Source organism: Vibrio eleionomae, from assembly GCF_009874545.1.
Classification (GTDB): domain Bacteria; phylum Pseudomonadota; class Gammaproteobacteria; order Enterobacterales; family Vibrionaceae; genus Vibrio; species Vibrio nitrifigilis.
Map to the genome: position 1 here is coordinate 1 of NZ_WEKT01000084.1, position 13,550 is coordinate 13,550.

Annotated in this window: 14 protein-coding genes and 1 pseudogene; 4 read left to right on the forward strand and 11 right to left on the reverse strand. The window is 42.8% G+C overall.

The genetic code is table 11. The annotated features are described in order from the left end of the window. The first annotated feature begins 354 nt into the window (after positions 1–354). The 3 genes from F9817_RS22645 (at position 355) to F9817_RS22655 (ending at position 1,922) form a co-directional block, all read left to right on the forward strand. Entirely contained in the window at positions 355–1,185 is an 831-nt protein-coding gene (locus F9817_RS22645) for a CPBP family intramembrane glutamic endopeptidase (protein WP_161158478.1), read from the forward strand. Positions 1,186–1,432: 247 nt separating this feature from the next. After that, positions 1,433–1,696: a hypothetical protein gene (locus F9817_RS22650; RefSeq protein ID WP_161158490.1), complete on the forward strand. Its 264-nt coding sequence runs from the start codon at positions 1,433–1,435 to the stop codon at positions 1,694–1,696. Between the two features lie 34 nt (positions 1,697–1,730). Then, positions 1,731–1,922, forward strand: a complete 192-nt coding sequence (locus tag F9817_RS22655; protein WP_161158479.1) for a hypothetical protein — start codon at positions 1,731–1,733, stop codon at positions 1,920–1,922. Between the two features lie 75 nt (positions 1,923–1,997). On the opposite strand, the gene F9817_RS22660 is transcribed toward F9817_RS22655, so the two are convergent. The 11 genes and pseudogenes from F9817_RS22660 to F9817_RS22705 all read right to left on the reverse strand — a co-directional run bounded on the left by F9817_RS22660 (position 1,998) and on the right by F9817_RS22705 (position 12,198). Then, positions 1,998–3,128 carry an NAD(P)/FAD-dependent oxidoreductase gene (locus F9817_RS22660; RefSeq protein ID WP_161158480.1) on the reverse strand — a complete coding sequence of 377 codons (1,131 nt, stop codon included), beginning with the start codon at positions 3,126–3,128 and terminating at the stop codon, positions 1,998–2,000. 103 nt (positions 3,129–3,231) lie between these two features. Beyond that, positions 3,232–4,626 (reverse strand): FAD-dependent oxidoreductase, encoded by a 1,395-nt coding sequence (locus F9817_RS22665; RefSeq protein WP_161158481.1) that lies wholly within the window; start codon positions 4,624–4,626, stop codon positions 3,232–3,234. Beyond that, entirely contained in the window at positions 4,619–4,924 is a 306-nt protein-coding gene (locus F9817_RS22670; RefSeq protein WP_161158482.1) for a (2Fe-2S)-binding protein, read from the reverse strand. The genes F9817_RS22665 and F9817_RS22670 overlap by 8 nt, the downstream gene beginning before the upstream one ends. Positions 4,925–4,969: 45 nt before the next feature. Then, positions 4,970–5,374, reverse strand: a complete 405-nt coding sequence (locus F9817_RS22675) for a Rid family hydrolase (RefSeq protein ID WP_202436565.1) — start codon at positions 5,372–5,374, stop codon at positions 4,970–4,972. Positions 5,375–5,659: 285 nt separating this feature from the next. Further along, positions 5,660–6,493, reverse strand: a complete 834-nt coding sequence (locus F9817_RS22680) for a hypothetical protein (protein ID WP_161158483.1) — start codon at positions 6,491–6,493, stop codon at positions 5,660–5,662. A 268-nt stretch (positions 6,494–6,761) separates the two neighbouring features. Then, positions 6,762–7,571 (reverse strand): amino acid ABC transporter ATP-binding protein, encoded by an 810-nt coding sequence (locus F9817_RS24585; RefSeq protein ID WP_427916728.1) that lies wholly within the window; start codon positions 7,569–7,571, stop codon positions 6,762–6,764. 78 nt (positions 7,572–7,649) lie between these two features. Beyond that, positions 7,650–8,300: pseudogene (locus F9817_RS24590) on the reverse strand (amino acid ABC transporter permease); the annotation flags it as partial. 21 nt (positions 8,301–8,321) lie between these two features. Continuing rightward, entirely contained in the window at positions 8,322–9,125 is an 804-nt protein-coding gene (locus F9817_RS22690; protein ID WP_202436566.1) for an ABC transporter substrate-binding protein, read from the reverse strand. Between the two features lie 42 nt (positions 9,126–9,167). After that, entirely contained in the window at positions 9,168–10,073 is a 906-nt protein-coding gene (locus F9817_RS22695; RefSeq protein ID WP_161158486.1) for a dimethylarginine dimethylaminohydrolase family protein, read from the reverse strand. Beyond that, a complete protein-coding gene (locus tag F9817_RS22700) occupies positions 10,070–11,308 on the reverse strand; it encodes a M20 family metallo-hydrolase (protein WP_161158487.1) in 1,239 nt (412 codons plus the stop codon). The genes F9817_RS22695 and F9817_RS22700 overlap by 4 nt, the downstream gene beginning before the upstream one ends. A gap of 98 nt (positions 11,309–11,406) precedes the next feature. Then, positions 11,407–12,198 (reverse strand): helix-turn-helix transcriptional regulator, encoded by a 792-nt coding sequence (locus F9817_RS22705; protein ID WP_161158488.1) that lies wholly within the window; start codon positions 12,196–12,198, stop codon positions 11,407–11,409. 406 nt (positions 12,199–12,604) lie between these two features. On the opposite strand from F9817_RS22705, the gene F9817_RS22710 reads away from it, so the two are divergent. Further along, positions 12,605–13,348 (forward strand): class I SAM-dependent DNA methyltransferase, encoded by a 744-nt coding sequence (locus tag F9817_RS22710; protein ID WP_161158489.1) that lies wholly within the window; start codon positions 12,605–12,607, stop codon positions 13,346–13,348. Positions 13,349–13,550: the final 202 nt, after the last annotated feature.

The following is a 13,550-nucleotide window of genomic DNA, read 5'->3' on the forward strand; positions in this document are numbered from 1 at the left end:
ATTTATATGNAATAAGATTTTATGAAACAATTATATTCCATATAAAAATGAATTATTAAAACCTCCAATTTCAAAAATTAAAATACTCTGATCATGATTATTTAAGCTTATGATTGATTTCTAATAATAACTGTCAGAGAAACAACCAAGAATATCTACTTTCCCTAATATATCAACTGACGTTCTACAGCAAGATATACGGCTCAACCCAAGGTTATTTGAACCATAAGCCCAAGGTAAGCCTGTTTTCTTAAACCAACCTTACAACGTCCTTCCACCAATCAACTGTTTATTTCTTGTTAAAAAAGGTTTATAGATTAAGCATATACTCTATTTAACTCTACAAATTCGATTATGCCTTTAGATTATTCAGCTTTAGTTTGGATTGCCCTCGCCTTAGCGATCGTTTTCGTTTTTATTCGCAAAAATATTGCCGCATTTATTTCTCTCGGGATTGCGTTGATTTTAGCCATACTCTTTTCGCGCCTTACACTCTCCACCGGATTGGTCGTAGGGGGCGTACTTGTCGGTACTTGGAAGCTTAGCCGCATCGCGCCGCGTTATGCACTGCCCAGTGCTTTGGTGGTTATTGCCTGCTGCTTAGCGTTATTTATCCATAAGGTCCCGGGATTTGATAACTTACTGGTGCTCAATCAGGTAATAACAGGGCCACAAAGCCAGCCGTTTACAATGTACTTAAACCTCGATAAACCGTTGGCATTGTTTATATTGTTGCTGGCTTATCCCAAGCTACTTGGTAATGGAGGAACGCCAAACCGTAAAGCCATCGCTTTGACCACCATTGCTTTATTTTGCTTACTCCCGATTGCCGTGTTGATAGGAGCACTTAAATTTGAATGGTCACTACCTGCATGGTGGTGGCTCTTTGCATTTAATAACCTGCTGTTTACCAGTGTGGCTGAAGAAGCACTGTTTCGCGGCTACCTACAACAAAAGCTCTCCAATAAATTGGGGGTAGTCGCAGGCATTGGTGTCGCAAGCATTCTGTTTGGGTTGGCACACTTTGCCGGAGGCCCACTATTGGTGATCTTTGCTGCGTTAGCAGGTCTCGGATATGGATTGATTTTCTATTGGTCACAGCGTTTATGGGTCGCAGTGTTGGCACATTTTGCGTTTAACTGTATCCACTTATTGTGTTTTACCTACCCGATAGCTCTTCATTAATACACGAGTTTGAATAAGTAAATAGAACACACTTTAGCTATGCCTTATTTATCTATGTCTTAAACAATATTGATGGTAGAACAATACTTGCGTGCTATAAGTTCCATCTCATGGTAAAGGAAGTTGTACATTCTCGGTTCAACCAGTAGACTGCGCCAGCCAAAAAGCCAGATTTTAAAAGTGCACTGAATATCTTCTTTGCGCGACACGGCCGCGAAATAGTGAGTGAATTTGATGGAGATAGATGATGGACGGCAGTTGGTCTAATTTTTTCCCGTACTTTGCTGGAGCGTTTAAGCTTATTGTCTTAGGTATCGGTGGCTACTTCGCCATTAAATGGCATTTTGACGAAGACCGTAGAGTCAGGGAAGCCAAAGGTGAGGTATTTGATAAAACAAGCTTTAAGAAACATTTAGCCAAGGTGACCATGATTGTCATCCTCGTTATTGTTGCCATCGTTGCTGTCATTTATGCGACAGACTGGTTTCTCAACTCGATTAGTGCATTTTAATCGTCAATTCAAACTGTAAAACAAGGTAGTACTGATGAACCTACCATGGATTAAAGACCGAATCGCATTAGTTTTAGTCTCGTTTGTTGCTGCATCTGTTGCCTATGGGACCATAGTTCTATTGGGTCAATACTATTTTCTGATATTTGATATCGCAGTAGGGTGTGTTATCGCCGAACGAGTTTATCGCTACTTTCAGCGTAAACATTCCAAAGATTCTGCGTAAATACAGTAAAGGTGAAAGTAAATTTCACCTTTGTAAACCTTCGGTAAATCCCATTATTAATCAATAACCTAGGAGTTAAACCGCTAATTCAGCAAAGCGTTCATACCCAAGCTCACTAATATCGATCGAAGGCGTTTCATCGTTGGCGAGCTCAGCTAATACTGTGCCAACAGCAGGCGAAATTCCAAAACCGTGACCAGAGAATCCACAGCCGAGAATCAAGCCCGGTAAATCATTCACTTTACTGATAACAGGCACTTTGTCTTTAGACCAATCAATAATCCCTACCCAACTGCGCACCACTTTGGCGTGCTTTAAGGCAGGAAGGTAGCCGATAATGCCACGACACGTCGCAGCAGTCGCTTCAATCGGTGTGTGATCAGAAGTGCTGCTCACTAAACTAGAATCCAGTGGTGAGCCACCGCCAAAGATAAACGAACCGTGCGTTGTTTGGTGACCGTAAAAATCGGCCATTGCTGTACCGAGCATTTGGTAGAACATTGGAGGTTGTGCATCTGTAATTAATGTGTCGAGTGCTACAGCAGAAATAGGCACATCAATCCCCACACTCTGAATAATTGGCCGGCTTGCTAAGCCTGCAGCCACGACAATATTGTCTGCTTCAAATTCTCCATTTTGAGTCACGACTTTACGAACCTTTCCTCCCACCATAGCCAGTTTTAATACCCGTTGTTCAGTCACAAACTGTACGCCACGTTGACGAGCGGCATTATGAAAAGCGAGCGTAGTTTTAAGTGGGTTTGCATGCCCATCTGATGGGCACCAACTGGCACCAATCACTTCATCAGAAAGGTGTGGACAAATCTCACGAACGTCAGCGCCACTGATCATGTTCACATCCAATCCTTGCCCTACCGCAGTTGCAGTCAAGCCTTTTAAGATATCGATATGATCATCCGTTTTACCTAATCTCAGGTTTCCTTGCTGGTAGTATTCCACATTGGTTCCAAGCTCATCAGAAAGCGACGGCCACAGATGTTTTACGCCGTACATAGCCAGTGGCAATTCTCGTTTATCGCGCCCCGACTGACGAACGCCGCCGCCATTACGGCCCGAGCCACCATAACCAATGACTTTACCCTGCTCTAATACAATGACCGATCGACCTTTTTTCGCTAAATAATAAGCCGTCGCACACCCTATGATACCTGCACCAATAATGATGACATCTGCGTTCTTTTTCATTGTCTATCTCTTCTGCAATGCGTCGGGAGCAACACACCGTTCCCGTCACTCCCTAATGCAATTTCGTCCTTGATTATTTCGTATAATCAACGCCTCAAACCAATCAACTTTTTTCGCTGAATGTCATCGTCGCGTATTGTTCGATACTCAAAGGTTTGATTGGTGTGCGAACGTGCAATGTTCCCACTTCTTTGATATCGATATTACAATTTGCCGCAATCATCTCAGTAAGTGTGGCAGAGCACATCCGACCCTGACACGGGCCCATACCAGAACGAGTTTTGCCCTTGATTTGAGCCGGATGACGCGCACCTTGCGCAATCGCTTCACGAATTTGTCCGGCGGTAATTTCTTCACAACGGCAGACTAAGACGTCATCATCCTCTGGATTCAGGGTTTGGCGATTCGGAGGAAAAACGTGATCGAGAAAAGGACGAATCGATCGATCCCGTTTAAGCTGTTTACGATGCTCCGAGGCTAATCTGTCTCGTTCTTGGTCTGTAATTTTGCCAAGTTTATACGCAGTATCAATGGCTGCGAGATGACCCGTTGATGCTGCAATAGGTCCGCCACCAATACCCGACGCATCACCAGCAATCGATACGCCGTCGACACTGGTTTGTCCCCACTCATCGAGCTTAGGTTTCCAGTAACGCTGAGGTTCATACCATTCATGTTCGCAATTAAGGGCTTGACTCAAGCGCAAATTAGGGACAACACCTTCATGAAGAAGTACCGATTGTGCTGCGATCACTTTGGTTTTACCGCGGTAACTGAAGCGAAATCCTTCCGCTCGCTCCTCACCTAGCACCTCAAGTTCACGGCAGCCAATATAAAGAGGAACGCCAGCTCGTTTGAGTTTAAGTCGCATCTGCAGCCCTTTGAGCAGGTAATTTGCCCGCGGCCATGCTTGAGGAAGAAAAGGCGCCGCCTTGAGGTAGTCTTTAAAACTTGCGGTTTCAACCATGGCAGCAATGTGCGCGCCGTTATCAACCAAATGACAAGCGGCAAGAAGCAGCAGCGGACCGCTTCCAGCTATTACCACCGGGCCATCGGGTACCATGTCCGCTGATTTAAATAAAATATCGGCAGCCGCCGCGCCCATTACACCGGGCAAGGTCCAGTTTTTCATTGGCACAGGGCGTTCAGCAGCCCCAATGCTCACGATCATTCTTTTTCCACGCACTCGATAGGTGACGCCCTTACAAAGCACATCAAGCTCAAATTGGTTGGCAATATTAAGCACAGTCGTACTTGGCATATAAGTGACCGTCGATGCCCGAAACATCTCCACCAGCGGTTTTCCAGCAAAGTAGTCTTTACCTAATGTATCGATATTTTCTTCACGGCTGCGCTCCATAGAACGATAGATTTGCCCACCCGGCTCTGGCTGTTCATCGATGACTAATGTATCGAGCCCTAAGTTGGAAGCAGTTACTGCAGCGGCAAGGCCACCAGGGCCAGCACCAATCACAATGAGATCATAGATTTTATCCATTAGATGCCACCTTTTTCCCAATCTGGCGATTCACCACCATACCTTCGTGAACAATGGTGTTACATGCTTGCTGATTGGGAATGCCATCAATCTCCATCAGGCATTCAAAGCAAACACCCATTTGGCAGTAACCCGCGCGATGAGCGCCACTGATTGGAGACGTTCGGTTATACCCCATTCCAGCTGCCATGACCGAGGCCAAAACGGTTTCACCCGCAGGAACTTGCACAGCTTCACCTTCAAAGGTAATGGTGACGAGTTCTGCCCCAGGCCGGTTTTCATGAATTCTTTTCAGCATACTCAACTCCTAATCACTACAGAAGATTGCTCACTTCTTTACGAGTTACTCGCTACATACTTCGCAGCCAAGCATCGCTTCAAGCTCTATTTCAACTAGCTGTGTCGGACGATTGAGTTTCGGAGTTTCCACCATAGTAAACAGAGGGCGAACATCTTTGAAAACAGCACTGTAGGCTTCAGCAACCTCTTTACCGAAAGCCATATCAGTAATGTAAGCTTTTATTTTGTAGACATCTTTCGCTTCAGCTTCTGCTCGTGCCAATAGCCCGATGAACTTTTCGAAGATAAATTGCGCTTGTTCAAATGCGCTAGAGCCGGCCACGGTTCCGTCAGGCAAAACAGCGGTCGTACCGCCAATGTGAATTTGATTCCCCACTTTCACCATACGAGAATAACCGGCAATTTCTTCTAACGGCGCACCGGATGAATAGTTAATACGTTGCATCATATCTTTCCTTATCTGTGTACAGCTCATCCATGAGAGTCGTTCAACACGCAAAGCATCAGCGCACTCATGTCAAACACGCAATTGTTTAAATCGATACTAGGTGGGAGATACTGCCCTGTATTGTATTTTTGCGACATCTAAGTACGTTTAGTTAATTCAATGAGTTACATTAAGGATACTAACGAAGAATTCATAATTGACTACGGGGCGAATTGATGGGAGAACCTATGAAACGGGTATTTACACACCAACCCGCAAAAAGACTTTTAGACCTAGCTCAAGCGATCAGTCGTCAACTTCTAGCAAAAGTTTAAATTCATTTCTTTGGCATAGAGGACTCTCAACCAACTTATCAATCTCACCTTCACGATATCGTCCGACAATTTCCATTTTACGTAGTGAAGGAAGATTGATACCTTGTAAGAACGTATCTGGTAGTACGTATTCAATAGCCACGTCGATGGATAAATCGAGATATAGGTATTCAAGTTTAGGAAAAGAACTACTCAGTAAAAAATCCAACGTTTCATTACTAATAGGACCACGATTAAGGTTGGATTGACTATCATCTATTTCTATAGTGAGCTCAGTAAGTTCGGTTAATATCAGGCTGCTTGTTAGGGAAAAATTCCCAACTAAAGATAGATCCTGTACTGCAGGGGCTTTATTAAGAAATGATGTGACATCACCAAGCCAACCAGTAGCTCCTGGACCATTCACAAATTGAAAATAGTCACCTAAATACAGTTGCTTGAGGACAGGAAACTCAATATTACTTAACGCACTGACTAAAGGACGCAAATCGCGCCGATCATAGTGGCAGTTATAACTACAATCGCCCAAGGCTAAGCGTTCTATTTGAGCAGGAAATTTTGATGCAGCAAATGCTTGTACGAACGGTAGCCCTTTTTCACCTAATACAAATTCAAATCCTGTGCAGTCATCTGCAAGTGTCATTAACTGTAGCCCTGTTTCTGAAGCATCTGCAGGAATCCCTAAACTACAATTACGAAAAATATTAGCGCGAGGCTGATAGCTTCGTTGATGGTCGGGTAAGGCACTAATCATCCTTGAGAACTGACACATCTTTCCACCTGATTGAATGTAATCGTTATTCATTATCACTAAACCTCTCGATAAGAACTCTGCACTTCAGAGACGAACTGCAGATGTACTGGTTTGTTAGCTTAACAATTTACTGTTGCTTTGATTAAATAAATAAACGAAAAAACTAAAATCAACGGTAGTCCTAATCTCCTCGAAATCCTTACAAACTTTTCAGAATAGTGAGTGAATCTGCCATTTAGAAAAAATACCAAGCAAACAATGAGGCCACATGCCATAGTATAAGACGTGTGACCTTCATTGCTGCGACTAACTACGTTAACTAGATAACACCAAGTTTGGTGATGCCCATAAATTCACGCATTCGAATTAGTGAATGCGATGGGTTGCGGGCAGCGCGAATTGAAGATGGCGGTAAATCAACTTGGACCACACCATTTTCCATCATCACCACCCGATCAGAAACCGAAAGTGCAAAATCCATTTCATGGGTCACTATAATGAGCGTCATACCTTCTTTAGCTAAATCTTGGATGACTTTTAACACCTCGCCGACCATTTCAGGATCCAGCGCTGATGTGGGCTCATCAAACAAAATAATATCGGGAGAAAGCGCTAACGTGCGAGCAATCGCCACCCTCTGCTGTTGGCCTCCTGATAGTTGATGGGGATATTTATAAGCGTGGGCAAGTAACCCCACTCGATCTAATAAATACACCGCGCGACTGACATTTAAATTCTCATCACTCGCGTTGTGATATTTAGGCGCCAGCATTATATTTTCCAAAATCGTTTTATGCGGAAAGAGATTAAAGCTTTGAAATACCATGCCTATGCGCTTAATTTTCTGCTGAGCATCTTTGTTAGAACGTTTTTCCGGCCCTTCGATAAACCCCTCGCCGAATAAGATAACTTCACCTTTATCCAAAGATTCCAGTGTATTTAACGTTCTGATTAAAGTGGTTTTACCCGAACCAGATGGACCGATAATGCTAACCACCTCACCTGCTGCAATATTTAAACTAATATCTTTAAGCACTTCATGATTGCCATACGCTTTTTGCAAACATTTAAGCTGCAACGCTGGCGGTCGCCCAAAACCTTGAAGTTCTGGCTTATCCGTAATGGGCATGACCGCTTTTTCCCTAAGCTCTGCACATTGTTGATCGTCAAGTGTTTGAGCCTCAATTCTGGTGACATCAATTTTCCTTTCTATCCACTGCAAAACGGCACCAAATACCGTAACAATGGCCACGTAGTAAACTGCAACCGCCAAGAGGGTTTCCAATACCATGAAGTTTTGCGAATACAGTCGTTGCCCGGTCTGTAACAACTCGGGCAACGAAATGGCGGAAACTAACGAACTCAGCTTAATGATAGTGATATATTCATTAATCAAAGAAGGCATTGATATGCGAATAGCCTGCGGAATCACAATCAATCTCTGAATGCCTAAAGCACCAATATTGAGCGCTTTACCTGCTTCGCGTTGACCTTTAGATACCGACATTAAACCACTGCGGTGAATTTCAGCCATATAAGCTGCTTCAGTAATGACCAAACTGAACAAACCCGCCAAATACGGCACACCTAACACTGGCTGTGTTACTGGAAATAACTGCGGCAAATTGTAGACAAAGACCAAAACAACCAGCAGAGGAACACTGCGGAAAAACCAAATGTAGCCCTTAGCAGGAACAGATAGCCACCGAGACTCAGACATTTTTGCAGAGGCTACCAAAAAGCCCAACACAAGTCCGATGAACCAAGATAGCGTACTAATGGTAATCACCGTTACACACGCTTTCCACAACGCTGGCAAAAAGAATAACGAGACAAAATATTCCCAGTCTAAACTCATAACAATACCTAACTGCTTAAATTAATTTTCAATCGGACTTAAATCGTATTTTTTAATGAGCGATTGGTATGACCCATCAGCTTTAATTTCTGCCATTGCAACTTCAAGCTTATGTTTTAACTCGGTATTGCCTTTCTTAAGGTACATTCCCATTATCTGAGGGTAGATAAGGTCAGGCGAACTTATCACTAAACGACCTCGAGACCGTTCCGCAAACATATGTGCAGCACCTGCAATCTCTACTTGAACATCAATATTGCGTGACATTAACGCTTGAGAAACTTCCGGAGCAGTTGGAAACTCGCTGATCGAAATAGGCTTTTTACCATTTGCTACACAATAACTGTCAGATAATTTAGTCAACGACTGAACCCAAGTGGTGCCTTGTTGCAGTCCAACATGCAATCCGCACAGACCTTTTTCAGTTTTTGGCGAGTATTTAGCATCTTTTAACGTTAAAATAAGCGCGCCTGTTTTCGCATAGGGTATCGCATCTGCTTTTTTTAACCGGTCAGGCAGGATGTACATGCCCGAAATAACGACATCGAATTTATTACTCTGTAATCCCAAAATCAAACTCGTGAACTTGGTGTCTAAATAATGCGGTTTGATATCCATTTTATTAGCAAGCAGCGTTGCTAATTCAGGATCGAACCCAACCACTTTGTCCCCTTGGTACGATTCAAAAGGTGGATAGGCAACTTCAATGCCGACCGATAAGTTATCTGAGTTCACTAATGGTGCGGCCAGTGAATGAACACTCATAGCAGCAACACTTAGCCCCATAAGTTGTAATGAGCGTTTCTGTAACGTTTTAAAAGTCATATCCATATGCTTTACTTCTCCAATATTGTTTAGAAATATCGATTAGTCGATACGTTTAAGCGCCTGACACATGCAGTGCACACCACCACCACCTTTGGTGATCATAGAAATATCAGGATCAAAAACTGTTAGTCCACGAGCACGACATTGCTCCTTCAACGTGTAACTTTCTGCGGGGATAAGTACGCGTTCATCACCCAGTGACACAATGTTGCAGCCCAACTCCATCGCTTCTTTATAAGGAATATCAATGATGTCGATATGTTTTGCTTTCAGCCATTGCAGCAAATGATCTGGCACGACGGCAGTACACACAGCCGCAAGACGCTCTGCGACCATCACGCACTGCACATCTAAATGAAGAAAGTGCGGATCAAATTTTACGTCTTTAAATTCCCATCCCTCTTTCTCAAACCAACCTTTAACTTGCGCGATACCAGCGGGACTGGTTCGTTCTCCAGAATACCCACAAAGTGCAACACCGGGTTCAATTAACATAAAGTCACCACCTTCAAACGGCCCAGCGGTGACGACATCATAGATGGGAATATTCTGCGCAAGATAAAATTCCGTCACCGTTAACCATTCACTACGCCGCCATGGGCTAAACATCTGAGTAATGATCGGTCCCCATGGGGTCATTATCGATGAGTCACGAGCAAAAACGTTGTAGGGTTGATGCTGATTTGCTTTCAAATAATGAACTTGCACGTCTGCTTGTTGATACACATCCAGCATCTCGTTGTACTGGGCTTTTGCAACATCAAGATCGTACTGAACACCATCGCCTAAGTGGCGACGTGATGTTGAATTGCCAGAGCGCCATTCATAAAAATCAATGGGGCCGACTAACACGTCTTTTAATGTGCCGGTTTCAGACCTTATACCCCAATGTTCCAACTGGGATGTATTGCCATCACTATTTCGATGACTAAATAATGTGGTCATAATTGACTACCTCGTGTGGTGAGATGAAGAAGGCTATGGAGTAACACATTGGCACCATCTTGAATCCATTGCGGATACGCATGTTCTTCTTCGTTATGAGAGAGTCCGTCCTTACAAGGGATAAATATCATCCCTGTCGGACCAACTTTAGAAAGATAAACGGAGTCGTGACCAGCACCTGAGACTATCGGCTGAGCATCAATCTCCAACTGTTCCGTTGCGCTTTGAATGGCATCGATACACTGCTGGGAAAACTGAACCGCGGGAGATAACCACAACGTGCGAACGTAAGTCGTTAAATCTGCTTGATAAGTTTTACATAGTGATAAGATTTCATCAGACATGAATTGCAGCGTCGTTTGATCTGGGTGACGTAAATCTAAAGTAAAGGTCACGTTCTCAGGCACTGTATTTGGTGAACTAGGTTCGGTTTGAATAGTACCGATAGTCACGCGAGCTTGGTCACCATAATCAGTAACGCGAGAATAGATATCCTGCGTCAGCTTAGCAAAACCGAGTACCGGATCTTGGCGCATGTGCATCGGTGTTGGACCAGCATGTACGGATTTCCCTTCTAAGGTAATCTCATACCAGTTCATCCCTTGTACTCCAGTAACAATTCCTATTGACGTATTGGTCGACTCCAAAATCGGTCCTTGCTCGATATGAAGTTCAAGAGAAGCAAAGAAAGGAAATGCTACACAGGGAAGCTCCCCTAATTGTTGACTACTCACCAACGCATCGTAATAGGAAACCCCTTGTAAATCTTTGGCATGATAAATGGCTTGTTTTTCAAGCTGTCCAGAAAAAACGCCAGATCCAGCCATCGCTGGTGAAAAGCGCGCCCCTTCCTCATTACACCAAACTGCAAGATCAATCGGGTGCGCTAATGTTATTCCGTTTTCCTTGAGGGTATACATCACTTCCAGCGCAGCGAGTACACCATACACACCATCGTATTTGCCACCAGTTGGCTGAGTATCTAAATGTGAACCTAAAAAGATGGGATCTAAACCATTATCCTTACCAGCAAAGCGGACAAAAAGATTACCAAGTTCATCTAATCGAGCGTGCCCACCAATCTTCTTACACCATGTAATAAAAAGATCTCTGCCACGTCGATCCAAATCTGTGAGAGCTTGACGGTTACATCCACCTTTTGACGTTGCGCCAATAGTGGCCATTTGTGTGAGAAAGGATTCTAATCTGTCGAGATTTATTCTAAGACTATTCATCTAGTTAGGCCGTTGCTAATCATTTAGTACTAGCATACGGCCAGACAAATAAATCGCTATTACCCACTTGAGGTATAGACTTTACCCAACAAAGAGAGTTAAGTTGACGCCCCCATAATATTATCGAATATCTTTGCTAGCAGCTCCTTTTGCGAGCCAATCTCTAACTTACTGTATATGTTTTTTCGATGAACGCGCTCTGTTTCAAACGATATCCCCAACCTACGAGCTGCCTCTTTACTTGAGAAACCTCTAATTAGTAAATTCATAACGTCTTTTTCGCGAGGCGTTAAAACCTCACTACCAAAATTGATGACATAGTCTTTTACATTCTGGTTAGACGACCTCTCCGGCAATGCCATTCGTTCATCATGCATTTTGATCGTCGATTTCAAAATCGGATAAAGCGCACGCAATTTATCCAGCACCCGACGATTAAATTTAGCCAATGATTTTGTTCTTCCCAAGGAAAGTAGATAGGTGGAATTATCTTTTCCCTGTACAGCAAAACTGGTTTCATCGATAAGCTTTGAGAAATGAAAATACTCGTTGTAATAAGCACTGTGATAAAAATCATCAGGCGCAATTTCATCCAACGTGACTAGCCCTTCTTTACCTTGATTGGCACAAAAATCATAGAAAGGGCTTAACAGATAAGCACCTTTTAAATAATTATCCCACGCTTTTAATTCATCAGTAGCAAAAGAAGAGCTCAACACCGTTGGTGTCTTGGTTGGGTGATAAAGCAACATGACATAATCATCAAAGCTTGCCGCCGTTCTTAGTAAGTAGGTTAATTTTTCAAAAAAGGCATCATGACCAATTTCTAAAATCAGGTCCGCAATACCATGAATCAAACTGTTATCGTTATTTTTTATTTCATAAACCATTAGAATTTGGACTTCACATATACAGAAAATAAAAGCCTTAATGTTAAGGCAAGAATGATATGAGCATATCCCTAGCCTGAATAAAACACGTACTCGTTGCAAGTACTCACATAACGAAAAGAGAAACCAAACACGACAATTTCCTTACCCTTGTTATCACCAATTAGGATCACAACGGCATTGGTGATACAGACTGCCACAATGTTGCTTTGGTTTTTCTCCCATCATTGACTCGCTCAATATGACGCTAACCCATTCATCCGATTAGATAAAATTTATGACACTCTTTTATTTCGTTTAGGAATTAAATAAATTTTTGTTATAACTGATAGGAATTACTTCGCAAAATTGCATTCTTCGTATACTATGCCCAGCCCAAATTTATGAGCTAGAAGACCAAGCCATTATGTCCGCCAATGCACTATATACCGATCTTTCTGGTTACTACGATCTCATGTGTGTCGATATTGATTATCAAGCACAAAGCCATTGTATTCGTAGAATGCACCAAATGTTTGGTAATGACGGAAATACCCACCTTGATCTGGCCTGTGGTACAGGTCCACACGTACGTCACTTCATCGATTTTGGTTTTACAAGCCAAGGTTTAGACCTTAACCAACCGATGTTGGATATTGCTGCAACACGTTGCCCCGAAGCGATATTTACTCAACAAAATATGAGTGAATTCAGTGTCGAAGAGCCGTTAGACTTAATTACCTGTTTTCTTTATTCCATTCACTACAACGATGGTATTGAGAAACTCAAAGAATGTATTGCGAACGTCCATAAAGCGTTAAAACCGAATGGTGTGTTTTGCTTTAACGTGGTAGATAAAACCAAGATTGATAATAAGTTATCGGTAAAACATACTGCAGAGCAAGATGAGCATCTATTCACGTTTCAATCGGGTTGGCACTACAAAGGTGAAGGCGAGAGACAGTCACTACTTCTGAGTATCGAAAAAAGCTCAGCAGAAGAAAAACACGTTTGGCATGATGAGCATCCGATGGTTGCCGTGAGTTTTGACGAAATGGCAGCACTGCTCGCACCTTATTTCGAGGTGTATCAATTCGAGCACGATTACGAAAAGATTTTGCCGTTAAGTGAAAAATCTGGCAACGCGATTTTCACTTGTGTGAAGATTTAACGTTTTCCAGATCAACGAGTACAACTAACCGCTCTAACAATTACAACGAGATATTATCTATCTCGTTGTAACACTAATTCAATCGCACTCATCGTAATAATCCTAAACCTCAATAGCCAATATATGTCAGGTTAGCACTAACAATAAATCTACATTAGCTAACAATCATTTACTATTTGTAAACGTCTATATGGTTATGTGG